The 24,899-nt window shown below is 71.3% G+C and carries 18 protein-coding genes; 10 read left to right on the forward strand and 8 right to left on the reverse strand.

Annotation, left to right across the window (positions count from 1 at the left end; translation table 11 throughout):
- Window positions 1-211 precede the first annotated feature (211 nt).
- A complete protein-coding gene (locus ACFTZC_RS19010; protein WP_365812090.1) occupies window positions 212-481 on the forward strand; it encodes a hypothetical protein in 270 nt (89 codons plus the stop codon).
- Between the two features lie 36 nt (window positions 482-517).
- On the opposite strand, the gene ACFTZC_RS19015 is transcribed toward ACFTZC_RS19010, so the two are convergent.
- Window positions 518-1,309, reverse strand: a complete 792-nt coding sequence (locus ACFTZC_RS19015; protein WP_382891100.1) for a ferritin-like fold-containing protein — start codon at window positions 1,307-1,309, stop codon at window positions 518-520.
- A 541-nt stretch (window positions 1,310-1,850) separates the two neighbouring features.
- Between ACFTZC_RS19015 and ACFTZC_RS19020 the strand changes: the two genes are divergently transcribed.
- Both ACFTZC_RS19020 and ACFTZC_RS19025 read left to right on the forward strand, forming a co-directional pair.
- A complete protein-coding gene (locus tag ACFTZC_RS19020) occupies window positions 1,851-3,974 on the forward strand; it encodes a DEAD/DEAH box helicase (RefSeq protein ID WP_382891102.1) in 2,124 nt (707 codons plus the stop codon).
- A 173-nt stretch (window positions 3,975-4,147) separates the two neighbouring features.
- Complete coding sequence (locus ACFTZC_RS19025; RefSeq protein WP_382891104.1) at window positions 4,148-5,023, forward strand: alpha/beta fold hydrolase; 876 nt, start codon at window positions 4,148-4,150, stop codon at window positions 5,021-5,023.
- Window positions 5,024-5,071: 48 nt separating this feature from the next.
- Here the strand turns inward: ACFTZC_RS19025 and ACFTZC_RS19030 are convergent, their stop codons facing one another.
- Window positions 5,072-5,968, reverse strand: coding sequence for an NYN domain-containing protein (locus tag ACFTZC_RS19030; protein ID WP_382891107.1), 897 nt, complete (start codon window positions 5,966-5,968; stop codon window positions 5,072-5,074).
- A 221-nt stretch (window positions 5,969-6,189) separates the two neighbouring features.
- On the opposite strand from ACFTZC_RS19030, the gene ACFTZC_RS19035 reads away from it, so the two are divergent.
- The gene (locus tag ACFTZC_RS19035; RefSeq protein ID WP_382891109.1) at window positions 6,190-6,342 is read left to right on the forward strand and encodes a hypothetical protein; all 153 of its coding nucleotides are present in this window, start codon (window positions 6,190-6,192) and stop codon (window positions 6,340-6,342) included.
- 63 nt (window positions 6,343-6,405) lie between these two features.
- Here ACFTZC_RS19035 and ACFTZC_RS19040 read toward each other — a convergent pair whose 3' ends face one another.
- The 3 genes from ACFTZC_RS19040 to ACFTZC_RS19050 form a co-directional block, all read right to left on the reverse strand.
- The gene (locus ACFTZC_RS19040) at window positions 6,406-7,011 is read right to left on the reverse strand and encodes a MarC family protein (protein WP_382891111.1); all 606 of its coding nucleotides are present in this window, start codon (window positions 7,009-7,011) and stop codon (window positions 6,406-6,408) included.
- A gap of 203 nt (window positions 7,012-7,214) precedes the next feature.
- Window positions 7,215-8,084, reverse strand: a complete 870-nt coding sequence (locus ACFTZC_RS19045) for a PHP domain-containing protein (protein WP_382891113.1) — start codon at window positions 8,082-8,084, stop codon at window positions 7,215-7,217.
- A gap of 199 nt (window positions 8,085-8,283) precedes the next feature.
- Window positions 8,284-8,922, reverse strand: a complete 639-nt coding sequence (locus ACFTZC_RS19050) for a DUF6758 family protein (RefSeq protein WP_382891115.1) — start codon at window positions 8,920-8,922, stop codon at window positions 8,284-8,286.
- A 174-nt stretch (window positions 8,923-9,096) separates the two neighbouring features.
- Between ACFTZC_RS19050 and ACFTZC_RS19055 the strand changes: the two genes are divergently transcribed.
- The gene (locus tag ACFTZC_RS19055) at window positions 9,097-10,368 is read left to right on the forward strand and encodes an MFS transporter (protein WP_382891117.1); all 1,272 of its coding nucleotides are present in this window, start codon (window positions 9,097-9,099) and stop codon (window positions 10,366-10,368) included.
- Between the two features lie 22 nt (window positions 10,369-10,390).
- Here the strand turns inward: ACFTZC_RS19055 and ACFTZC_RS19060 are convergent, their stop codons facing one another.
- Window positions 10,391-10,978: a suppressor of fused domain protein gene (locus ACFTZC_RS19060; RefSeq protein WP_382891119.1), complete on the reverse strand. Its 588-nt coding sequence runs from the start codon at window positions 10,976-10,978 to the stop codon at window positions 10,391-10,393.
- A gap of 482 nt (window positions 10,979-11,460) precedes the next feature.
- On the opposite strand from ACFTZC_RS19060, the gene ACFTZC_RS19065 reads away from it, so the two are divergent.
- Window positions 11,461-12,585, forward strand: a complete 1,125-nt coding sequence (locus ACFTZC_RS19065; RefSeq protein ID WP_382891121.1) for a magnesium and cobalt transport protein CorA — start codon at window positions 11,461-11,463, stop codon at window positions 12,583-12,585.
- Between the two features lie 80 nt (window positions 12,586-12,665).
- Here the strand turns inward: ACFTZC_RS19065 and ACFTZC_RS19070 are convergent, their stop codons facing one another.
- Window positions 12,666-15,794, reverse strand: a complete 3,129-nt coding sequence (locus tag ACFTZC_RS19070; protein WP_382891123.1) for a VCBS repeat-containing protein — start codon at window positions 15,792-15,794, stop codon at window positions 12,666-12,668.
- Between the two features lie 306 nt (window positions 15,795-16,100).
- Here ACFTZC_RS19070 and ACFTZC_RS19075 point away from each other — a divergent pair, with 306 nt between their 5' ends.
- The 4 genes from ACFTZC_RS19075 to ACFTZC_RS19090 all read left to right on the forward strand — a co-directional run bounded on the left by ACFTZC_RS19075 (window position 16,101) and on the right by ACFTZC_RS19090 (window position 24,074).
- Window positions 16,101-22,583: an RHS repeat-associated core domain-containing protein gene (locus tag ACFTZC_RS19075; protein ID WP_382891125.1), complete on the forward strand. Its 6,483-nt coding sequence runs from the start codon at window positions 16,101-16,103 to the stop codon at window positions 22,581-22,583.
- A gap of 74 nt (window positions 22,584-22,657) precedes the next feature.
- Entirely contained in the window at window positions 22,658-23,053 is a 396-nt protein-coding gene (locus ACFTZC_RS19080; protein ID WP_382891127.1) for a hypothetical protein, read from the forward strand.
- Window positions 23,054-23,147: 94 nt separating this feature from the next.
- The gene (locus ACFTZC_RS19085; protein ID WP_382891132.1) at window positions 23,148-23,534 is read left to right on the forward strand and encodes a hypothetical protein; all 387 of its coding nucleotides are present in this window, start codon (window positions 23,148-23,150) and stop codon (window positions 23,532-23,534) included.
- Window positions 23,535-23,555: 21 nt separating this feature from the next.
- Complete coding sequence (locus ACFTZC_RS19090) at window positions 23,556-24,074, forward strand: hypothetical protein (protein ID WP_382891134.1); 519 nt, start codon at window positions 23,556-23,558, stop codon at window positions 24,072-24,074.
- A gap of 52 nt (window positions 24,075-24,126) precedes the next feature.
- On the opposite strand, the gene ACFTZC_RS19095 is transcribed toward ACFTZC_RS19090, so the two are convergent.
- Window positions 24,127-24,852 carry a hypothetical protein gene (locus tag ACFTZC_RS19095; RefSeq protein WP_382891136.1) on the reverse strand — a complete coding sequence of 242 codons (726 nt, stop codon included), beginning with the start codon at window positions 24,850-24,852 and terminating at the stop codon, window positions 24,127-24,129.
- Between the last annotated feature and the right edge of the window lie 47 nt (window positions 24,853-24,899).

Here is a 24,899-nt window from a genome sequence, read left to right on the forward strand (position 1 = left end):
TTGTTCTTTTGGTTGCGCGGGGGCCGGGGGGGGGGGGTTTCGCAATCTTGACGCGGTGGTGGCCCACCCACTGTTGCGGGGGCCGGGCGGTTCCCCCGCGGGCCCACTTCGCGGTGGTGAGGGTTGTTCCCGGTGGCCGCCGGGTAGTGACGTGACGGGCCGCGAGGTCCGGACCGCGTACCCACCCCTCGGTGTTGTGAGGTGATCGGCAGTGATCCTGGTAATCCTCGGATCGGTCCTGCTCGGACTCGGTCTGTCGTGGGCCGCCGCCCACCACCTGGCGGACCGGCTGCCCGCGCTCCGTACGGTGTACGCGGCGGGCCCGCTCGGCGCCCTCTTCGGCGCGTATGTGACGCACATGGCGCTCGGCACCGGCCATGTCATGGCGACCCTCGTGGGGGCCCTCCTGGTCGCCGCGGTGCTGCTCTCGCTGCTGCTCCGCCCGGCGGGCCGCCCGCTGCACCGCGCCATACCGTCCTGACGTCCGGCCGGGCCGCCCCGCCGAGGGGCGGCCGGGTCAGGCGGCCAGTCCGAGCGCGGCCATCCGCTTCGTGTGCGCCTCGGTGATCCGGGAGAACATCCGGCCGACCTCCGCGAGGTCGAAGCCGCCCGCCACCCCGCCCACCAGCATCGTGGAGAGCGCGTCCCGGTCGGCCACCACCCGCTGGGCCTGCGAGAGCGCCTCGCCCATCAGACGGCGGGCCCAGAGCGCGAGCCGGCCGCCGACGCGCGGCTCCGCCTCGATCGCTGCCCGCACCTTCTCCACGGCGAAGTTGCCGTGCCCGGTGTCGTCCAGCACGGCGAGCACCAGCGCGCGGGTGTCGGTGTCGAGGCGGGCCGCGACCTCGCGGTAGAAGTCACTGGCGATCGAGTCGCCCACGTACGCCTTGACCAGGCCCTCCAGCCAGTCGGACGGCGCGGTCAGGTGGTGGAAGTCGTCCAGCGCCTTGGCGAACGGCTCCATCGCCCCGGTCGGCTCGGCGTCGATCGCCCGGAGTTGGTCGTTCAACTGTTCGAAGTGATGGAATTCGGCGGCGGCCATCTTCGCCAGCGCCGCCTTGTCCGCCAGGGTCGGCGCGAGCTTGGCGTCCTCGGCGAGCCGCTCGAAGGCCGCCAGCTCGCCGTAGGCGAGCGCCCCCAGCAGGTCCACGACCGCCGCGCGGTACTGCGGCTCGGCCGAGGCCGTCGCCCAGTCCTGGGCGGCGATTCCGGTCGGCGCGGCCGGCGCGGCCGGCGCAGTCGGCTCAGCGGGGTCCGTGGGGTCGTCGGCTCCGGCTGCGGGCGCGGTGGCGTTGTCGGGCGTCTCCATGAGGGGCACAATAGCCCGCCCGGTGGAGGGTGTAAGGGCCGGTCGGACCGGGCTGTCACACCGTTCCGACGAATTCGCCCAACACACATGCACGATTCCGGGGTACAGTGGTAATGCGCCTGCCGAGTATTCGGCGGGCCATCGTGTGTCTGACTCGCATGTTTGACTTGCATGTTTGACAGTGTTTGACGAGGTCCGTTCCTCACGGACAGGCCCCAGAGGATGCCCGGTCGGTGGCCCGATCGGCTCCGACCCCGACCGCCCTCCGCGCGGACCGTGCGCACAGCAGCGTACGACCGCAGATGAGGGGCCCCCTCAGCGGCATGAGCGCTCTGAGCGACGGCAGTGGTCCCGCGCCATCCGGCCAATCCACGGCCGGCCGAGTACCCAGGTGCGGTACGACCCCCCGCGTTCGCCTCGCGCCGCGTTTCACAGAAGAGGCAGCACCCTGACTACGACTTTCCGAGAACTCGGAATCCTCCCCGAGACGGCCGAGGCGCTTGAAGCCGTCGGCATCCTGTCTCCGTTCCCCATCCAGGAGATGACCCTCCCCGTCGCACTGTCGGGCAAGGACGTCATCGGACAGGCCAAGACCGGCACGGGCAAGACCCTCGGTTTCGGTCTGCCGCTGCTGGAGCGCGTCACCGTCCCCGCGGACGTCGAGTCCGGCCGGGCCGTGCCCGAGCAGCTCACCAACGCCCCGCAGGCCCTGGTCGTCGTCCCCACCCGCGAGCTGTGCCAGCAGGTCACCAACGATCTGCTGACCGCCGGCAAGGTACGCAACGTACGCGTCCTCGCGATCTACGGCGGCCGGGCCTACGAGCCGCAGGTCGAGGCCCTCAAGAAGGGCGTCGACGTCGTCGTCGGCACGCCGGGCCGTCTGCTGGACCTGGCCGGCCAGCGCAAGCTGGACCTGTCGCACGTCCGCGGGCTCGTCCTCGACGAGGCCGACGAAATGCTGGACCTGGGCTTCCTGCCCGACGTCGAGCGGATCATCCAGCTGCTGCCGGCCAAGCGCCAGACGATGCTGTTCTCCGCGACGATGCCGGGCGCGGTCATCGGCCTCGCCCGCCGCTACATGTCGCAGCCGACGCACATCAGCGCCACCTCGCCGGACGACGAGGGCGCGACCGTCGCCAACACGACCCAGCGGGTCTACCGCGCCCACTCCATGGACAAGCCGGAGATGGTCGCGCGGATCCTCCAGGCCGAGGGCCGCGGGCTCGCCATGATCTTCTGCCGGACGAAGCGCACCGCCGCCGACATCGCCGACCAGCTCGCCCAGCGCGGCTTCGCCTCCGGCGCGGTCCACGGCGACCTGGGCCAGGGCGCCCGGGAACAGGCGCTGCGCGCCTTCCGCAACGGCAAGGTGGACGTGCTGGTCTGCACGGACGTCGCCGCGCGCGGGATCGATGTCGAAGGTGTGACGCACGTCATCAACTACCAGTCGCCGGAGGAGGAGAAGACCTACCTCCACCGCATCGGCCGCACCGGCCGCGCGGGGGCGTCCGGTACGGCGGTGACGCTGGTCGACTGGGACGACATCCCGCGCTGGCAGCTCATCAACAAGGCGCTGGACCTCGGCTTCCCGGACCCGCCGGAGACGTACTCCACCTCCCCGCACCTGTTCGAGGAGCTGAGCATCCCCGCCGGGACCAAGGGTGTCCTGCCGCGCGCCGAGCGGACGCGTGCCGGACTCTCGGCCGAGCAGGTCGAGGACCTGGGCGAGACGGGCGGCCGCGGCCGCAGGTCCGCGCCGGCCGCCGCGCCCGTACGGGAGGAGCGCCCGGCCCGTACGCGCACGCCGCGCCAGCGCCGCCGCACCCGTGGCGGTACGGCGCCGGCCGCGTCGGCGGCGACGTCGGCCGCCACGACGGCCCCGGCCACCGCGGCCCCGGCCGTCACCGCCCCGGCGAGCGCCCCGGTGGTGACCGCGCCGAAGGAGACGCCCGAGCCGCAGTTCCAGACGTCCTGGACGATGGTCCCGGCCGACGAACCGCGCACCCCGCGCCGTCGGCGCACCCGCTCCCGTGCCGGTGCCGGTACGGACACGCCGTCCCCGGAGACCGTGGCCGCGGACGCCGTGGCGACGGCCGCGGCCCCGGCCGTCGCGGAGCCGGAGGCGGAAGCGGCGCCCAAGCCGCGCCGCCGCCGTACCCGCGCCGTGAAGCCGGAGGCGGACGCCCCCGCGGTGGCCGAGGCGGCCGTGGCGGCGCCCGAGGCACCGGCCGCGGAGGCTCCGGCCACCGAGGCCCCGGCCGCGGAGCCCAAGCCGCGCCGCCGCACCCGCGTGGCGAAGGCCAAGGCGCCCGAGGCTGCGGTCGCGGAGGTCGCGGAGGTCGCGGAGACCGCCCCGGCCGATGTGCCGGCGGAGGCCGCCGCGACGGAGGAGCCCAAGCCCCGGCGCCGTACCCGCGTCGCCAAGCCGAAGACCGAGCAGGCCGAAACCGCCGAGCCGGCCGAGAAGGCGGGAAAGGCCGAGAAGGCTGAGAAGACCGAGAAGGTCGCGAAGGTCTCCAAGGCGGGCAGGGCCAAGAAGGCCACGGTCGCGGAGGCCGTCGCCGAGGCGCCCGGGACGGAGCCGGAGGCGGTGCCCACACCGCGCCGCCGCCGCACCCGTACGGCCGCGGCGAAGACCGCGCCGGCCCAGCCCGAGGAGAGCTGAGCCGGACCGGAGCCGAAGAACAGAACAGCCCGCCGTGCCGCGACCGGCACCAGGCAGCACCGCCGATGGCCCGACGCCCCGAACCCAGGGGTGCCGGGCCATCGGCGGTTCGGCAGTTCGGCGGTTCCGGGGACGGGGCGCCGGTCGGGCCCGTACGCGGTTAGCCTCGTCGCATGAGTCGGCCGCCCACCTTCACCCCGCCCCCCTGCGCCCGCGCCCGTACGCTCGCCACCCGGCGCGGACGGTTCGCCGTCCTCGACGCACGCCCCGCCGGGAAGCCGCACGGGACCGTGCTGATGCTGCCCGGGTTCTCCGGCAGCAAGGAGGACTTCGTCGCGCTGCTCGAACCGCTCGCCGCGGCCGGGTACAGAACCGTCGCCGTGGACGGCAGGGGACAGTACGAGACCGACGGGCCCGACACCCAAGAGGCTTACACGCGGGCCGAGTTGGCGGCCGATGTGCTGGCGCAGGCGGCGGCGCTCGACACCCCCGTACATCTGCTCGGGCACTCGCTCGGCGGCCAGATCTCCCGCGCCGCGGTGCTGCTCGACCGGGACCCGTTCCTCTCCCTGACGCTGATGTCCTCCGGGCCCGCCGAGGTCGCCCCGGGGCAGCGGGAGCGGATCAAGCTGCTCAGCGACACGCTCGCGGTCATGACGATGGCGCAGGTGTGGGAGGTGATGCAGACGATGGAGCCTCCCGCAGACACTGCCACTGCCACCGCCACCGCGGCGGCGTCGGCCCCCGACAACGGCGCCGACCTGCGTGAGCGCTGGGTACGGACCAGTCCCGCGCAGCTCATCGCCACCGGCGCGCAGCTCAGCGCGGAACCGGACCGGGTGGCCGAGCTGGCCGCCGTACAGCGGCTGCCGCTGCATGTGATCTCCGGCGAGCGGGACGACGTGTGGCCGGTGCCGCTGCTGGACTCGATGGCGCGGCGGCTGGGGGCGCGCAGGACCGTCGTCGCGGGGGCGGAGCACTCCCCCAACACCGACCGGCCGGCGGAGACCGCGGCGGCGCTGGCCGACTTCTGGGACAGCCTCTACTGACCCCTGCCGCCCTTCCAGGTCCGGTACGGGGCGCTCAGTGCTGGCCGCTCAGTACTGGGCCTGGAGGTGCTGCCAGAAGCCGTCCCGCAGCGCCCGGCGCAGCAGGGCGTGGCCCCGCAGTGAGCGCTGGAGCAGCCTCTCCGCCTCGATCAGCAGGTCCTGGTCCACCGGTCCCGGCAGATACGGATGGCCCGGCAGCAGCTCGGCCAGCGCCTCCCTGCCGCGCTCGGTCAGCCAGGTCGCGGCGATCTGCGCGCCGATGAAGCGGACCTGGTCGCGGGAGGGCGGCGGCTCGCCCTCGTGCTCGTACGTGGTGACCGGGCGGCGGGTCACGTACGGCTTGCAGAACTCCAGGTCGAAGGTGCGCTGGCTGTCGACCTCCCAGAGCAGCGGCTCCGCCTGGTTGCGTCCCTCGCCCGCCTCGATGCCCCAGAGGTGGACCCGTGCGCCGTATCCCTGTGCCGCCTCGACGGCCGACACCAGGTCCTCGTCGCCGCCGACCAGCGCCGCGTCGCTGATGGCGCGGTGCCGGGCGAGCGATTCGAGGTCGGTGCGGATCAGGGAGTCGACGCCCTTCTGCTGGTTGTTGGCGTTGAGGTTGCCGAGCCGGACCTTGACGTCGGGCAGTTCGGCGATGGACTGCTGCTCGGAGGTGTGGATCCGCCGCCTCGCGCCGTCGTACCAGTAGACGCGCAGCAGCCTGCTGTCCGCGAAGATGATCCGCGCCTTGTCGATGAAGGCCTCGATGAGCCCCTCGGCGTCCAGATCGAAGGAGCGCCGGTCCTCGGTGCCCGCCACCAGCAACCCGGCCGCAGCATAGACGTAACCGGCGTCGACGAAGATGGCGTGCGTGGACGGGGTCTTCGCGACCTCTGCGAGCATGCGCTGGAGCAGCTCGTTGGTGCGCTCCAGCCGGGCGCCGATCGCGGTTGTCTCTGCGGTCATCTCTGCCTTGATCTCCGCCTCGTTCATAGGCCGTCAGTTGTTCTCCGTGGATGATACTTACCAGTCAGTAGTTAGCCTCGCAAAAATTTTCCTTAGCGTAGGGAATGTTTGCAGAGGGCAAGCCGTTGATACGGATGTACCCGCCCGACATATAACCAACGACGGAGATGCCCGTCACTCACTCAGTTCTCCAGCAGGAGGATCAGACGAAGGGAGAAGCCTTGCGCTTCGAAATCATGCGACTCGACGACGTCGACGGCTCGGCCGTGGACAGCACCGTTGTGGACGCCGCCTCCGTCAACCGGATAGTGCAGCAGGCCGCCGCGATGGGCCAGCGCATCTACATCCGCCCGGCCGACTCCCCGGCCTCGTAACGCCGACGACGAAGCGCCCCCGTACGGATCACCCGTACGGGGGCGCCGCCCGTTGCCCCGGCGTCAGGCACCCTGGACGACCTGGGTGACGCCGTTGATGATCTGCTGCACGGCGATGGCCGAGAGCATCATCCCGGCGAGCCGGGTGACCAGCACCACCCCGCCGTCCCTGATCACCCTGATGATCAGCAGCGAGTAGCGCATCGTCAGCCAGAGCACCCCGTGCATCGCGATGATCGCCGCCCAGACCGAGACCCCGTCCGCCACACCGTCGGCGTGCTGGACGGCGAGAATGACGGAGACGATCGCGCCCGGCCCCGCGAGCAGCGGCATGCCCAGCGGCACGAGGGCGACGTTGACGTCCTTGGTCTGCTGGGGCTCGTCGGTCTTGCCGGTCAGCAGGTCCAGCGCGATGAGCAGCAGGAGCAGCCCGCCGGCGATCATCAGGGCCGGTACGGAGACATGGAGATAGTCCAGGATCTGCTGTCCGAGCAGGCCGAAGACGGCGATCACCCCGAAGGCGACCGCCACCGCCTGCCAGGCCATGGCGCGCTGGACCTTGGCGGGGCGCCCGGAGGTCAGGGCAAGGAAGATCGGGGTGATCCCGGGCGGGTCCATGATCACAAAAAGGGTGAGAAAGAGGGATCCGAAGACAGCGAAATCGAACACAGTGAAGCCCTGAAGGAAGAAGAGGAGGAAGGGGAGGAGAGGAGAGGAAGGGGAGGAGGAAGCGGCTGACAGCGTGCGGGCAGCCGGAGAGCGGTGGGTGTACGGGCGGCTACGCCGGGAAATACGTCAGGCGCCCGGCAGGACCGCGCCACGGCAGAGGTACGGCGGGCGGGGCCGCGGGACGGCGGCGCCCCACGTCCGTGCTACGCACGTCCGCCCGCGCCCGGCACCGGGAAGGCGCCGGAGGCACGCCGGGTGATCTCGCCGTAGATCTCCGGGTCGGTGGTGCAGGCGCCGAGCTCCACGGACTTCCGGGTGCCGTGGTAGTCGCTGGAGCCCGTGGTCAGCAGCCCGAGTTCGGCGGCGAGCCCGCGCAGCCTGGCGCGGGTGGGCGCGTCGTGGTCCATGTGGTCGGCCTCGACGCCGTCGAGACCGGCTTCCGCGAGCCGCGCGACGGCGGACTCGGGCACCACCGCGCCGCGCTTGACGGCCAGCGGGTGGGCGAACACGGTGACCCCGCCGGCCGCCTTGACCAGCCGGATCGCCTCGAAGGGGTCGAGTTCGTGCTTCTCGGCGTAGGCCCGGCCGCCGTTCGCCAGCCACTGCGGGGTGAAGGCGTCGGAGACGGTCTCGACGACGCCCAGCTCGACGAGCGCGGTGGCGATGTGCGGCCGGCCGAGGGAGGCGTCGCCCGCGATCCGCGCGACCTGCTCCCAGGTGATCGGGACGCCCAGCTCCTGGAGCCTGGCGACCATGGTGCGGGCGCGCGGCACCCGGTCGTCCCGTACCAGCTCACGCTCGCGCAGGAACTCGGGCTCCTCCGGGTCGAAGAGGTACGCGAGCAGATGCAGCCCGACGCCGTCGAGCCGGCAGGAGAGTTCGGCGCCGGTGACGAGGGTGAGCGGCCGGTCCAGCCCCGGGAGCGCGGCGATGGCCTCGGCGTGGCCCCGGGTGGAGTCGTGGTCGGTCAGCGCGACGACGTCGAGTCCGGCGGCCGCGGCGTTGAAGACCAGCTCGGCGGGGGTGTCGGTGCCGTCCGAGGCGGTGGAGTGGGTGTGCAGATCGATGCGCACGACGCGGACTCCGGGACTCGGTACGGGCCAGGGGGCGGGCCCTGGGGGACGCTCAAGGATAACGGCAGCCCTCCCCCGGCCCCGTACGCCCCCTGCACGCCCCCTTGCACCTCTGAGCGCCGTCCCGCCGCGGGCGCCTTCCCCGTACGGTCGTAGTCACGGTCGGTTTCACGGCGGGTTTCCCGGCCGGATTTCCCGGTCAGTTCAGCAGTCGCGGGGAGAGCGCCCCGCAGGGCAGCAGCTCCACCTCCGTACCCTCTTCCCGCAGGTCGGTCAGGACCAGTTCGTCGTAGAGCAGCAGCCCCGACTGCTCCGGCCAGACGATCGCCCACAGCCAGAGCCCGAGCGCCTCGCCCACGAAGACGGCACGGTCCTGCGGCGCCTGCGGGACATGCCAGAGCGGTGTGGGCCGGCCCGCGGCCAGGAGTTTGGTCTGCGGTGGCTTGCCGACTCCGATACCGGGCCCCGGGTCGGGCCCGGTGATCCCCGCGTAGCGCGCCCCGAGCCCGACGCCCAGCTCCTCGGCGATCAGCAGCAGCTCACCGCTGCCGCCGAGCGGACCGGGGCCGGAGCAGGCGACGGCGGTGGCCCGGCCGCCGCTGCGGTCGTCACCCGCGTACGCCACGCCGGTGAAGAGCCAGCCGATGGGCAGCGGCCAGGGCATCCAGACCGGGACCCGCGCGCGGTGCACCACGACGTCAAGGGCCTCGACACTGGGCGGTATCACGGGCTGGAGCGGATGCACAGTGCCGTGCACATCGCACTGCCAGGAGTCGGCGAAGAGACCGGGCGCCCTGACCCGGCCACCGCACTTCGGGCAACTGGGTTCGCCCCTCATAGCGCCCCACGGTCCTCCGCGACCGCCGCCGCGTCAAGGACGATCACCCGTCCGGCCCGAGGCGTCACGGAGCGAGGTAGGTGCATGTTGCATTTATTAGCCGGGCTAACTTAATATATGCACACACCAACCATCAGCTCGCGGAGCTGGCTTCGGAGAGCGAGGAGAACCCTCATGCGCGCAGAACCGGGAGAACCGGCAGAACCGGGAGAGGCAGGCCGGGACGATCCCTTCGACGAGGGGCGGCCCAGCCTGCTGCGCCAGCCCAAGGCCGTCTGGGCCACGGCCGGGGCGTCCGTCGTGGCCTTCATGGGCATCGGACTCGTCGACCCGATCCTGCCGTCCATCGCCAAGGGGCTGGAGGCCACCCCGAGCCAGGTGTCCCTCCTCTTCACCTCCTACTTCCTGATCACCGCCGTCGCGATGCTGCTCACCGGCTGGGTGTCCAGCCGGATCGGCGGACGCAGGACCCTGCTCGCCGGCCTGGCCCTGGTCGTCGTCTTCGCCGGACTCGCCGGTACGTCGTCCTCCGTAGCGGAACTGGTCGGCTTCCGGGCCGGCTGGGGCCTCGGCAACGCGCTCTTCGTCTCGACCGCGCTCGCCGTCATCGTCGGGGCGGCGGCCGGGGGCTCGGCGGCGGCCATCCTGCTCTACGAGTCGGCGCTCGGCCTCGGCATGGCGTGCGGGCCGCTGCTGGGCGCGCTCCTCGGCGACGCGAGCTGGCGCTACCCCTTCTTCGGCACCGCCGCGCTGATGGCCGTCGGCTTCGTCTGCATCACGGCGTTCCTCAAGGAGCAGCCCAGGCCCGCGCGCAGGACCGCGCTCCTCGACCCGATCCGGGCGCTCGGCCACGGCGGGCTCGCGTCGGCCGCCGCCGCGGCGTTCTTCTACAACTACGCCTTCTTCACGGTCCTGGCCTTCACGCCGTTCGTCCTCGACATGTCGCCGTACCGGTCGGGCGCGGTCTTCTTCGCCTGGGGGCTGCTGCTCGCGGTCTTCTCCGTGCTGGTGGCGCCCCGGCTCCAGGCGCGCTTCGGCTCGCTGCGGACGCTGGGCGGCTCGCTCGTGCTGCTCGCCGCGGACCTGGTGGTGCTCGGGTACGGGAACCACACCGCGGCCGTGGCCGGCACGGTCCTCTCCGGCGCCTTCATCGGCCTGAACAACACCGTCTTCACCGAACTGGCGCTGGGTGTCTCGGACGCGCCGCGGCCGGTGGCGAGCGCGGGGTACAACTTCGTCCGCTGGTTCGCCGCCGCGGCGGCGCCCTTCCTCGCGCCGAAGATCGAGGAGTGGAGCGACGTCCATGTCCCGTTCCTGGTGGCGGCGGGCGCGGCGGTCGCCGGCGCCGTCGTCGTGGGCGCCCGGCGCGGCGCGCTCACCCACCGCGCCGAGGAACTGCGGCCCGCGCACGCCACGGAGGACGGGGTCGGGGTCTTCGCCAACTGAGCCCCTCTCCCCCCGATACGGGTCAGTCCAGCGCGACCGAGCGGCGCAGCGGGTCGCGCAGGTCCGTGCCGCGCGCCAGCCAGCGCTCCTCCAGCTCCGCGGCGCCCCTGACCCGCTTCCACGCCGCCTCGTTGGGCGTCATCGGCAGCAGCGGCAGGAACCGTACGGGCTCCATCGGCGCCGCCAGTTCCAGGTCCGGTACGAGGCCGCCGGGCTCCCCGACCAGCACGGAGTGGAACGGCGCCCCCGGCCAGAGCGGCCCGCCGACGTCGAGCGAGCCGCCGGGCGCCACCACCACGCCCTCGACCTGCGGCGACGCGGCCAGCACCGCGAGCGCCCGCAGCACCTGGTCGGTGTCGGCGAGCCCGGCGCGCACGGAGAGGACCAGCTCGGCCCGGGGACCCTTGACCGGGTCGGCGAGGAGCGCGGACGGGTCGGCCATCGGCTGCGCGGACATCCCGAGCGTGGCGTACCGCACGACATCGGCGCCGTCCAGGAAGCGCAGGACCTCGATCCGGTCCGTGCCCAGGAAGGTCACCGCGGCGCGCGCGTCCGGTTCCCCGAGGGCCGTACGGAGCCGCGCCTCGACCAGGGCGAGAATTTCTTCCATACGGTGAGCATAGAACGCGTAAGGATTGGGCAAGAGAACCGTTTGGCCCTGGGGCTGCTGATAGGCTAGGCCGCCGGTCGGGACAGCGCGCCGAAGCGCCGCTCTCCAGTCCCGACGACACGTCATCCCCCACGGGGGACAGACCGGAGGAGGTGGGGCTGCGGTGGACCGAAGTCACCCGGCCAGTACCAACCGCTCTTCCGCCCCAGCCGTATCGGCCGTATCGCGTCCGTCCCGGTAGTCGGCACCTCTTCGTGAGCTGACACCTCCGGGCCGGGCCCCCGCCCGTACCGGGCACGGCCATGGCAGATCGCACGACGGAAGAGCACTTCTCGATCGCCGGTGTTTTTTCCTGTCATTAGCGAACGCCGTCACCGCGAACCCCCGCGGTGCCGCCCGCTTTGCGGACGTCTCGCGACACGTCCCCATTCCGGGCTGTGCCACGCTCTCGCCGACGGCCTCTCCGTAGAGGAGTTCCCGCCATGTCGATGATCCGTGACCTGCGCGCGGCGGTCCGTCCCGCCCTGCGCAAGAACAACGCCGCCTACGGCACGTACGACGGCTACGACGCCACCCGTGACCCGTCCGCCTCGACCGCGGTCGTCGACTGCGCGGTCTACCGCGACGGCGAGCGCGTCCGTGAGGACCCCTGCCTGACCCCGCGTGAGGCGATGTTGCGGGTCCGTGAGGGCGGCGGCTTCGCCTGGATCGGGCTGCACGAGCCGACCGAGGCGGAGTTCGCGGGCATCGCCGCCGAGTTCGGGCTGCACCCGCTGGCGGTGGAGGACGCCGTCCACGCGCACCAGCGGCCGAAGCTGGAGCGGTACGACGACACCCTGTTCACCGTCTTCAAGACCATCCACTACGTGGACCACGCCGAACTGACCGCGACCAGCGAGGTGGTGGAGACCGGCGAGGTGATGTGCTTCACCGGCCGGAACTTCGTGATCACCGTCCGGCACGGCGGCAAGGGCTCGCTGCGCAGTCTGCGCCACCGTCTCGAATCCGACAGCGAGCTGCTGGCCAAGGGGCCCTCGGCGGTGCTGCACTCCATCGCCGACCATGTCGTGGACGGGTACATCGCCGTGGCGGCGGCCGTGCAGGACGACATCGACGAGGTCGAGATCGATGTCTTCTCGGCGCCGGCCAAGGGCGGCCCGCGCGGCTCGGACGCCGGGCGGATCTACCAGCTCAAGCGGGAGGTGCTGGAGTTCAAGCGCGCGGTCTCCCCGCTGCTGCGGCCGATGCAGCTGCTGAGCGAGCGGCCGATGCGGCTGATCGACCCCGACATCCAGAAGTACTTCCGCGATGTCGCGGACCATCTCGCCCAGGTGCACGAAGAGGTCATCGGCTTCGACGAACTGCTGAACTCGATCCTCCAGGCCAACCTGGCGCAGGCGAGCGTCGCGCAGAACGAGGACATGCGCAAGATCACCTCGTGGGCGGCCATCATCGCCGTGCCGACGGCGGTCTGCGGGGTGTACGGCATGAACTTCGAGCACATGCCGGAGCTCCAGTGGCGGTACGGCTATCCGCTGGTCCTCGGCGTCATCATCACGACGTGTGTGGCGATCCACCGCACGCTCAAGCGCAACGGCTGGCTGTAACCGGGCGGTTGCCGGGACGGGACCGGGCCGGACCCGACGGTGATCGGGTCCGGCCCGTACGTACAGCGGTGAGGCGGCGGTCAGTTCAGCGCGCGGAAGCCCGCCATGCCCGAGCCGACGCCGGCCCCGCTGCCCTTGATGTCCGGGTAGAACAGCAGGTCACCCGCGGCGTTGGTGGACCAGATCGCGGGCTTGCCGTCGCCGAGGACGTTCGGTACGGCGGTGAGCAGCGGCCGGCTCGCGGGGGTCCAGCCGGTGCCGATGGCGGTGCGGTCCGGGCCGGAGCCGAGGCCCTCGCCGCTCGGGCCTTTGCCGGCGTACAGGAACAGCTCGCCGGTGTCCTTCTTGCGGGCGACGAGGTCCACGCGGCCGTCGCCGGCCGTGTCGCCGGGGGCGGCGAGGTCGTAGTTGGACCAGCTTCCGTCACCGATCAGCACCGGCGGCTGGTCGATGAAGTCGTCCAGGTAGTAGACGTAGTCGTCGAGGTAGCCGGAGGGTGAGCCGAAGTAGAGCCAGAGCTGGTCGCCCTGCTTGACCAGCAGGTCCGGGTAGCCGGGGCGGTCGTCGGGGCCGATGACGCCGTCGCCGTCGAGGTCGAGCGGTCCGTCGACGTCACCGATGGCGAGGATCTGGTCGGCACCCTGCCAGTGGTCGTTCTCCGGCTCCCAGACGCGCAGTTCGCGCTTGTCGGACTCGTCGACGGCGGCGGAGCCGTCGTTGGGGTGGACCCAGAGGCGGTCGCGGCCCGCGGCCGGGTCGCCGGACAGGGTGATCAGGTCCTCGTAGCCGTCGTCGGTCCAGTCGCCGCGGCGCGTCGTCTTCGTGTCGGTGTAGCGGCCGGCGGCGGAGGCGGCGCGGTCGGCCTTGACGGCCTTGCCGGTGCCGTCGCCGAAGTAGCGCTGGAGGGTGCCGGCGGCGTCGACCGCCCACAGGTCGGGGTGGCCGTCGCCGTTGAGGTCGCCCGCCTTGTCGGCGACCTTGGCGCCGTTGGCGTAGAAGAGGTAGGCGCGCGTGTCGGAGCGGTTGCCCGCCCGGTCGAGGCTGCGTACGTAGAGCTGGTGCGCGCCCGCCTTGGTGGGGGTCAGCTCGATGGTGACACTGCCGCCGAGGGCGCCGGGCGCGCGGGTCGTGATCGCCGGGTCGATCGTGGACCAGAACTCGTACGAGGCGATGTCGGTGGCGGCGCCGGGGCCGACGGTGAAGGTGCCCGGGGTGCGGACCGTACCGGTGTCGACGGGCCAGCCGGCGGTGCCGTCCGGGAACTGCTGGGAGGTCACGCTCGGCGGGGTGCTGGGCCGGTCCGGCAGATAGACGAAGCGGCAGCCGGGGGCGCCGGCCGTCGGGTTCCAGTCGCTGGTCAGGGAGCCGTCACTGGCCTGGACCTTCCAGGAGAAGTTCCCGTTGGCCGTGCCGACATGCGCCTTCAGGGTGGCCTTGGGGACGGTGACACGGGCGACGGAGCCGGAGGTGACGGAGACCGTCTGGTTGACGATCAGGACGCCGTTGGGGTCGTCGCCGGGGTGGTGGCCGGTCGCCCAGAGGTGGAACTTCAGCTGGACCGTGCCGCCGTCCGGGTCGGTGCCCTTCGCCGTGAGCTGGACGTCGGTGTCACCGATCAGGCCGTACGGCGCGGTGTTGCCGCACCCGGTGGTGTTCTTCGTGCTGGGGACGGTGTCGAGCGCGGACGGCACCGCGGGGGGCGTGTTGTACTCCGTGGTCAGGACAGCGGTGGACGCATCGAACTTCTTCCAGCCGTTGGTGTCCGTCGTGCTGGCCTGGAGGCTGAGCGTCATCGTCGCCCAGTTGGAGGCGGCCGCCTTCACGGCGTTGCCCTTGACGCCGAACTCCAGGTTGCCCGCCGGGCAGCCGGTGCCCCAGCCCTTGGCGTCGGTCACGGTGGTGAGCAGCGCGCCGAGGGTGGGCTGCTTGGCCCAGGTGGTGGCGGAGCTGATGGGGTTCGAGGCGTACAGGTACACCGGCTTCTTGGTGCAGGACCAGGAGTGGGTGTTCTTGATCCGGAACGTCGAGTTGACGATCGTCTTGCCGGAGAGGTTCCGGGTGTCCATCGTGAAGTACGAGAACCAGGTGCCGCCGGTGTCGTCCTCGTGGCCGACGCGGGCGACGTTGTCCGACTTGTTCCAGTAGCTGGTCGTCGGGTAGCTCTTCGCAACCGACGTCCAGTTGTTGCGTCCACCGGAGACGTACGGGTCGATGTGGACCGGGAAGACCGTGTCGGGCGCGGTGAGCAGGCCCTGGTCCGGGGTGAGTTTGAGGGCGCCGCCCTCGACGACGGCGGGGACGGCGCTCTCCTTGGCGCCGGCCGCCGGGGCGAAGCCCTCGTCCTCGACGGCGGGGGCCCGCGGGGCGGTCCGCCCGGCCGCCGAGCCGGCGGTGGCGGTGGCGAGCGCGGCGCCGAGCGAGGCGGCGCCCTGGGGCTCCTGGCCCGCGGCGACGCCCGAGCTGTCCCACATGACGGGGGTGGGCGCGGCGAACACGTTCTGTCCGGCCGGGTCGACGGCGGTGAGGTTGCCCGCCGCGTCGGTACGGGCCCGTACGCCGTCCGTCTCCATCGGGAAGGTGAGCCGCTCCAGCCGGGGATCGGCGGCGGCCGCGCGGGACTTGACGACGAGGAGCTGCTGGAACCCGGTGACCCCGGCGCGCAGTTTCAGGTCGACCCCGGGGAACACCTCGGGATACGTCGCGGTGTCGCCGTCGAGTTCGGGCTCGGGGAGCTTGCCCTGCCAGTCCAGCGACATGGTGCGGCCGTGCTGCTCGATGGTGGCCATCACCGAGTCGCCGCCGCCGGAGAACTCCAGGCCGACCGAGGTGGCGCGGGGCCGTACGGCGCCGTCGGCGGCGCGCACCAGGGTCGGATCGGCGTCCACCAGACGGCCGTTCTGCCGGACCCGGATCGGGACGATGTGGGTCTCCTGGGTGAAGGTGCCCGAGGGGTTGGCGTAGGTCGTGGAGAACTCACCGCGCTCCGCGACCACTTCGGCCCGTTTCCCGGTCTCGGCGGCCTTCTTGAGGGCGCGTTCGGCGGGGGTGGTCCGCTCGGCGGCGTCGGCGGCCGTCGTGGCGGTGGTGTCGGCGGCGGCCGGTACGGCGGAGAGCGGTATGACGGCGCCGGCCAGGCCGGTGGCGACGGCGGCGGCGATCAGGGGGCGCAGTCGCGCCCGGCGTCTGCGCAGCCGTGGTTGAAGTGACAAGACGTTTCCTCCCCGAAGCCCCGGCGGCCCGGTCCGGTGTCCGCGCACGCCAAAGGCGCGCGCGTCGCGCGGAACGGTGACCGAGGGGCCCAACAGTCTTTGTGAATGAACGGTGATGACCGACGAAAGGAGAGTAAAGCGCACGCCAACGCTGAATTAATGCGGCATGTTTCGGCAATTCCGGCATTCCGCTTGTGCAAATCACAACAGAAGCGAACAGATATGCCCCCTTTAACCACGCTTTACGTAGCTCTTAGACACGTATCCTCCACACGCGGTTATCAACATCACCACTAGGGGGACTCCGTGAACGACCCTTCGAGCCGTGCCGTGCACAGCCGGCGCAGATCGAGACCGACACGTCGAAGAAGATGGACGAAAACCACCTCGGTCATCACCGCGTCCCTGCTCATCGGGGGTTTCCTGAGCGCCGAGACCGCCTTCGCGGTCAGCTCGCTGACCCTGCCGAAGCTGGACGAGACCAAGCCCGTACCGGTCTCACCGGTCGAGCGGAAGCGCGCCGGCGGCAAGGACGACGCCGCTCAGGACGCACTGCGGTCCGTGCCCGGCGTCAGCTGGCCCGCGCCCGGCTCGGCGGAGGTCGAACTCCCCGCCGCCCGCGGCAGGGTGGAGCGCGCGGGCACCCTTCCCGTACGGCTCGGAGCGGCCGCCGGGAAGCCCGCGGCCGGCGCGCGCGGCACGGCGCCCGGCTCCGCGCAGGTCCAGATACTCGACCGGAGGACCACCGAGAAGCTCGGCGTCGAGGGCGTCGTGCTCGCCGTGCGCGCGGCCGACGGCGGCAGCGACGCGAAGGTCCGGCTCTCCCTCGACTACTCCCGGTTCCAGCACGCCTTCGGCGCCGGCTGGGCCTCCCGGCTCTCCCTCGTCCAGCTGCCCGCCTGCGCGCTGGAGACGCCCGGGGCGAAGGACTGCGGCGCGCCCGTCGCGCTCGACACCGACAACGACGCGGGCGACCGGACCCTGACCGCGGATGTCCCGGTCGACGCGGCGGAGCCGGCGGACACCGCCGACGGCGCGCCCGCCGGAGCCCCCGTCACGGCCGCGCCCAAGAGCGCCCGCTCCGCCACCGGGCTGACCGCCGCCTCCGGCGTCACCCTGCTCGCGGCCACCGCGGGCCCCTCCGGCGCGGGCGGCGACTACAAGGCGACCCCGCTCTCCCCCTCCGGCAACTGGACGGCCGGCGACTCCTCCGGCGGCTTCGGCTGGGGGTACGAGATCCAGACGCCGGAGGTCCCCGGCGGCCTGGAACCCGAGCTGGCCCTGAGCTACTCCTCCCAGTCGCTGGACGGCCGCACCGCGGCCACCAACAACCAGACCAACGAGGTCGGTGACGGCTGGTCGGTCACCGAGAACTACATCGAGCGCCGCTACGTGTCGTGCAACGACGACATGACGGGCGGCACCAACAAGGCGAAGAACGGCGACCTGTGCTGGGGCACCTGGAACGCCACCATGTCGCTGGACGGCCAGTCCCACGAACTGGTCAGGGACGACACCCGCGGTGAGTGGAAGCTCAAGGACGACGACGGCACCAAGGTCGAGCGGCTGACCGACGCCGACGCCCCCTCCCCGCGCGGCAACGGCGACAACGACGGCGAGCACTGGCGGATCACCACCACCGACGGCACGCAGTACTACTTCGGCTACAACCGGCTGCCCGGCTGGTCGTCCGGGAAGGCCGAGACCAGCTCGGCCTGGACCGTGCCGGTGTACGGCAACCAGAGCGGCGAGCCCTGCTACAAGACCGCCTTCGCCGACGCCTACTGCCAGCAGGCGTGGCGGTGGAACCTCGACTACGTGGTGGACACCAACGACAACGCCACCGCGTACTACTACACCCCCGAGAAGAATCGTTACGGCCGCAACGTCTCCGCGACCACCGGTCTCGGCACGCCGACCGAGTACACCCGGGGCGGCTACCTCTCCCGTATCGAGTACGGACTGCGCTCCGACACCGTGTACGGGACCGACGCGGCCACCGCGAAGGTCGACTTCACGGTCGCCGAGCGCTGCCTGCCCGACGCCTCCTTCGACTGCGCCCCGGCCAAGATGACCACGGCGAACGCGAAGCGCTGGCCGGACGTCCCGGTCGACCAGGACTGCAAGGCGGGCGAGGACTGCAAGAACCGGATCGCGCCGACCTTCTGGACCAGCAAGCGGCTGACGAAGATCACCACCTCGACGCTCTCCGGCTCCTCCTACCAGCCGGTCGACTCCTGGACGCTGCGCCACGAACTGCCCGACCCGGGCGACGGCTCACCGGCCACCCTCTGGCTGGCGGGCATCACCCGGACCGGCCACACCGGTGAGCAGCCGGTCAGCCTGCCCGAGGTCACCTTCAAGGGCTGGCAGCTCCCCAACCGCGTGGACACCACCGGCGACGGCATCCCCGCGCTGGTCCGCTACCGCGTCAACCAGATCAACAGCGAGACCGGCGGCTCGATCGGCATCACCTACTCGGAGGCCGACTGCAAGCCGGGCGATCTGCCCTCGGAGACCTCCAACACGCGGCGCTGCTACCCGGTCTACTGGTCGTCCGCGGACTCCCCCGCCGCCGACTACAAGCCGGTGAAGGACTGGTTCCACAAGTACGTCGTCACCCGTGTGCTGGAGAACGACCTGGTCGGCGGCTCGCCCAGCGAGCAGACCGACTACACGTACGTGGGCGGTGCGGCCTGGGCCAGGAGCGAGGACGAGTTCACCAAGGCCGAGCACCGCACGTACAGCGACTACCGCGGTTACGGAGAGGTCCGCACCCAGAACGGCAACGGCGCCGACGGTCCGAAGCAGGACAGCCGGACCCGCTACTTCCGGGGCATCGCCGGGGCCGGGGTGGCCGACTTCGAGGGCAAGGAGGTCGCCGACCACCCCGCCTTCCAGGCCATGGTGCGTTCGGAGATCGTTTACAACGGCACCGAGGTGGTCTCCGAGGAGACCTCCACCCCCTGGCACAAGGGCCCCACGGCCACCCGCGCCAGGACCGGCCTGCCTGCCCTGACCTCGGGGATCACCGACGTCCAGGAGGAGACCACACGCTCCCCGGCCAAGGGCGGCGGCTGGCAGCGCACCAGGACCGAGCGGACCTTCGACGCGTACGGCATGATCGCCACGGAGACCGACCACGGCGACACGTCGAAGACCGGCGACGAGACCTGTGACACCACGACGTACGCCCGGAACACGGCGGCCAACATCCTGGAGCTGGAGGCCTCGGAGAAGGTCACGACGGGCACCTGCGCCGCACCCGGCGAGCTGATCTCGGAGAACCGCAGCTTCTACGACGGCTCCACCACCCTGGGCGCCGCGCCGACACGCGGCAACACCACACGCGAGGACGAGAACAACGCGGAAGGGACCGGCTTCTTCACCGCCTCGCAGACCACGTACGACCTCTACGGCCGCCCGCTCAAGGTGACGGACTCGCAGAACCGCGCCATGACGACGCGGTACGTGCCGGCCACCGGCGCGCCGACGAGCATCGTCGCCACCAACCCGCTCGGCCACACGCTGACCACCGAGATCGACACGCGGCGCGGGGTACCGACCGCCGAGGTCGACGCCAACGGCAAGCGCACCGAGCTGGCGTACGACGCGCTCGGCCGGATGACCGGCGTCTGGGAGCCCGGCCGCACCCAGGCCAAGTTCCCCGACCACCCCAACGCGTCCTACGCGTACCGGATCTCTCCCACGGACACCCCCGCCGTCACCACCCGTGAACTGCGCGGGGACGGCTCCTTCGAGACCAGCTACGAGATCTACGACGGTCTGCTGCGCGAGCGCCAGACCCAGGGACCCTCGCTCACCGGCACCGGCCGGGTGCTGACCGAGACCCTGTACGACTCGCGTGGACAGGAGTGGAAGTCGTACGACGACTACTACGCCACCGGGTCCCCCGAGGCGAAGCTGGTCGCCGTCGACGACACCAAGGCCCCGGCCGGGGTGCGCACGGTGTACGACGCCGCGGGGCGGCCGACCGAAGCCGTCGCGCTGAAGTACGGCACGGAGACGCGCCGGACGAAGACGGTGTACGAGGGCAACCACACCACGCTGATCCCGCCGAAGGGCGGTCTGGCCAGCACCACGGTCACCGACGCGCAGGACCGGCCGGTCGAGGTCGTCGAGTACACCGACGAGGCGCGCACCACCTCGCAGTCCGTCAAGTACGGCTACGACAAGCGGGGTCTGCTGGAGACCGTCACCGACCCCGCGGGCAACGTACGGAAGTTCACCTACGACACCCGCGGCCGCGAGACCCGCACCGACGACCCGGACAGCGGCACGCTGCGCACCTCCTACGACTCGCTCGACCGGCCGGTGACCACCACGGACGCCCGTGGCGTGACCCTCACGGCCGCCTACGACGAACTGGGCCGCAGGACCTCGCTCAGCCAGGGCGACAAGGTCCTGTCCGAGTGGGCGTACGACGGGGTCGTCAAGGGTGAGATCAGCGAGTCGCGGCGGTACGTGGACGGAAACGCCTACGTGCAGAAGGTCACCGGCTTCAACGACGACTACCAGCCGACCAAGGTGGAGGTCACCGTCCCGGAGTCGGAGGGCGCCCTCGCGGGCACGTACTCCGTGGGATATGTCTACGACGCGCTGACCGGGCTGCCGACGGCCGTCAACCAGCCGGCGCTGGGCGATCTGCCGGCCGAGCGGGTGGTCACCCGCTACGGCGGGGACGACCAGGCGCAGGGTCTGACGGCGGGCAGCAGGACGCTGGTCAACTCCTCGACGTACGACCCCTTCGGGCGGGCGCTGCGGACCGAGTACAACGACGCCGCGCGGCGCCTGTACCGCTCCGCTTCGTACGACGAGCACACCGGCGAGCTGCTGCGGACCGTCACGGACCGTACGGCGGCGCCGAGCCGGGTGGACGACACCAGCTACGGCTACGACCCGGCCGGCAACGTCACCCGTATCACCACGGTGACCGGCCAGGACACGACGGAGCAGACCGACACCCAGTGCTTCACCAACGACGCCCTCCAGCGCCTCACCGAGGCGTGGACGACCGAGGACTCCTGCGACGCGGCCCCGGCCCCGTCGACGGTCGGAGGCCCGAAGCCGTACTGGCTGACGTACAGCTACGACGCACTGGGCAACCGCACCAAGGAGGTGCGCCATGACGTGGGCACGGACGGCTCGGCGGGCAACAGCGCGCTGGACTCGGTCCGTTCCTACGACTACGCGAAGAAGGACGGCGCCCAGCCGGCCGCGCTGACCTCGGTCGGCACGGAGCGCGACGGCGTCACGACGGTCACGGACTCGTTCGGCTACGACGCGGTGGGCAACACCACCTCGCGCAACACGAACGGGCGCGACCAGAAGCTGGTCTGGGACGCGGAGAACCAGCTCGCGAAGGTCGAGGAGCCGGGCAGGACCACCGTCGAGTACACCTACGACGCCGACGGCGGGCGGCTGCTGCGCAAGGACCTCACGGGGACCACGCTGTACCTGCCGGGCGGCAACGAACTGCTGCTGCGTCCCGACGGCAAGAAGGCCGGCACGCGCTACTACGACTTCGACGGTGAGACGGTCGCCGCTCGGTCGGACGGCGCGGTCCAGTTCCTCTTCGACGACCACCACGGGACCGTCTCGACCGCGATCGACTCGGCCACCCAGGACGTCCAGCACCGCGCGCTGGCCCCGTTCGGAGAGGAGCGCGGCTCGCCGTCGGCGCAGCCCGCACTCTGGCCGGGTGGTGACCAGGGGTTCGTCGGCGGGACGATGGACAGTACGGGCCTGACCCAACTGGGCGCCCGTGCCTACGATCCGAAGCTCGGCAGGTTCCTGAGCGTCGACCCGATGACGGACGTCTCCGAGTCGCAGCGCATGAACGCGTACGCCTACGCGAACAACAGCCCTGCCACCTTCTCGGACCCGGACGGCCTGTTCTGGGGCAAGATCACCAAGGCGGTCAAGAAGGTCGCCAAGAAGGTGACCAAGAAGGTCAAGAAGGCCGTCAAAAAGGTCAAGAAGGCCGTGAAGAAGGTCGCCAAAAAGGTGACCAAGGTCGTCAAGAAGGCCGCCAAAGCCGTGAAGAAGGCCGCCAAGAAGGTGGCCCGCGTCGCGAAAAAGGTCATCAAACGGACCACGGCGACGGTGAAACGGTATGCGAAGAAGGCATCCAGTTTCGTCAAGAGAAACGTCAAACGCGCCGGTTCCTACATAAAGAAGCAGGCCAAGAAGGCAGGAGGTTACATCAAGAAGGCCGGAACCTCGGCGAAGAAGGCGGGGCGTTCAGCCCTGTCCGCCGGGAAGTCCGCGGGCCAGGCCATCGGGAAGAGCGCGAGCAAGCACGGGGGCAAGATAGGCGGGGCCGTGGGCCTCATCGCCTCGGTCGCCGGCGGCATGGGGACCGGACCGTCCGGCGGAAGTCTGGGCGACCTGCTCGGCAGGGTGTCCACCCTCGCCGGGACGGCGGGCATGGTCGCGGCCTTCATCCCCGGCATGCAGGGGGCCGCGCTGGCCCTCGGCGCCGTATCCGTCGCTGCAGGTGCGGCGAGCGGGTATGCCTACCAGCGTGAAGGCAACAGCGAGAGCGCCCGCAACGCGTACATCGGTGCGGGGCTCGGACTGTTCGGCGGAGCGGCCGGCAAGCTGGCCGGTCGCGCCGTCGGGGGAATGAGCACCAGGGCCTTCACCGGCATCACCGGGCGGAGTTACTCGTCCGGTTTCCAGAAGGGTGTGGTGAACACCTTCAGTAACATCGGTGCGGATCTGCCCGGGGCGGCCTGGGCGTACTCCACCACCGACTTCAAGTAACCGGCGTTTCCCACCCTGTTCCCCCGGGGCCGAACGGCCCCGGGGGAACAGGGCCGACCCTGCGGACAGGAGCCATGCAGCTTTCCTCCATACCACTGGCAGTCGTGATCATCGTGGTGGTTCTCGCGGTGGCCCTCTTCGTTCGCGTCTGGGTACCCCTGATGGACACCAAGGAACAGAAGGTGAAGATCGGGGTGGCGGCGGCAGCGGGTCTCGTCGCGATCAACGTGGGCGGGGTGGTGAAGTTCGGCTGGCCGCTGAAGACGGCGCTCGCCTACTACGCCGTCATCATCGTGGCGTTCGCGATCGGTGCCCTCGGCCACTCCACGTCGATCAGAGCCGTCGCGAGCCGCGAGGCGGCCGAAGGGCCGAGCAAGGACAATCAGATGTCCGGTCTGCTGATCATCCAGATCTTCGCGGTGATGGTGGCCCTCTTCTTCCTCGGCGGGTGGCTCTTCGAAGACTTCTGAGCCGGGCGGACGACTCATACCCGCCCGCTCCCGGCCCCCCTTCCCGCGACACCGCGGCTCCGCGGCTCCGCGGCTCCTCGGCAGGAGAATGCGTATGCCCCACGTCTCCCGCGACGTCGTCCTCCTCGTCTTCGTCCTCGGCCTGGGCGCGTTCGCGCTGGTCCACATCATGCTGACCGCCACCTGGGGTCAGCGGTCGGTACTCCTGTGGATGCTGGTCCCGCTCGGCGGTGGAACAGGACTCGGCCTGGCCAAAGGCGAATCGGTCGACGTACTGCTCTTCAGCCTCGGCGGGGCCTTCGCGATCATGGCCGTACTGATGGCCTTCCCGAGCGGAAAGAGAAAAGAGCTGTACCGGCGTCAGGCGGCCGGGGAGACGGTCGAGTGGAAAGAGGCCGAGCCGCCGGCGTGGGCCGTCTGGGTCTTCGTCTGCGCGATCTGCCTCTGGGCCGCCTTCTCCTTCGTGGTGACCGGATCATGACCCCGCCGATAGGCTGCGCGCATGACAGAACCACAGCTCGGGCAGGCGCTCGTCGAGGAGGCCACCAAGAAGTCCGGCCTCATGTGGGTGCGGGGCTCCGGGCCCGAACGGGCGCTCTGGCACGTCTGGCACGAGGGCGCCGCGCTGATCGTCGGGGACGGCCCCGGGGAGCAGCCGCTGCCGGGGCTCGCCGACGGCGCGCCCGCCGAGGTGACCGTACGCAGCAAGGACAAGGGCGGCCGGCTCGTCGCCTGGACGGCGGTCGTGGCCGAGCTGGCGCCGCGCTCGGAGGCGTGGGAGAGCGCGGTCGCCGAGCTGAAGGGCAAGCGGCTCAACGCGCCGGACGCGGAGACGATGACCGAACGCTGGGCCCGCGAGTGCCGGGTGGTGCGGCTGGTGCCCCAGGAGACGATCACCGAGCTGCCGCAGGGCTCGCTCGCCGCCGTACCCCTGGAGACCCCGGCGACGACCCGGGAGCCCGTACCCGCCTCACTCGGCCGCCTGCTGCTGCGGCGCAAGAAGCGGACGGGCGGCGCCTGAGGCCCGGCGCCCCCGGCCGGTCGGCTCAGCCGTCTCCGTCGCCTCAGTCGCCTCAGTCGCCGGTCTTCGGCAGCCTGCTGCCGTAGTCGACCGTCTGGCCCTTCGTCGGGGCCTCCAGCTCGAAGTCCTTGCCCCACTCCGTCAGCGAGAGCGTCCCCGCGCCGCCCGCGCGCAGCAGTTGCAGCGGGTACGGCGTGCCCTCCAGCGAGACGTCGAGCGTCCCGCCCGCGCCCTTGGTGCCGTTGATCTTGATGGTCCGCACCCCGCCGATGCGGTCGCGGTCGCCCTTGTCCAGCGCGCCGTGGAGCGTCAGTATCCCGGCGAGCAGGACCTTCTTGTCCGTGAATCCGCTGAGCTGCTGGTACGCCGGATCGTCCTGCGGGACCTTCACGTACTTGTCCTTGAGCTTGCCCGCGGCCGCGGCGTCCGCGCTGCTGCTGGGCGCCGGGGTCGCCTTGCCGGCGGCGTCCCCGGGGTCCTCCGCGTGGTTCCAGAAACCGGCGTCGGCCTTCAGGTACAGCTCGTCCTCGATGCGCAGCAGCTGGAAGGTGCTGTTCTTCGAGGTGACGGAGCCGGTGCCGCCGTTCTCCTTCAGCCGCATGTTGAGCCGGTACGTACCGCCCTCGCTCACCAGCGCGCCGGAGAGGTGCACCGCGCCGGCCGCGTCCGCCGCCGCCTTGGCCTTTCTCTCGATCTCGACGGCGGTGAGCTTCCCGACCCCGTTCGTCCCCTTGTCCGGATCCTCGGTCTCGCCGCCGCACGCCGTGAGCACCGCCATGAGTCCCAGGCAGAGCGCCAGGGGAAGCGCTGCCCGGCGGGGGCGGT

The organism is Streptomyces sp. NPDC056987, from assembly GCF_042673865.1.
Classification (GTDB): Bacteria; Actinomycetota; Actinomycetes; order Streptomycetales; family Streptomycetaceae; genus Streptomyces.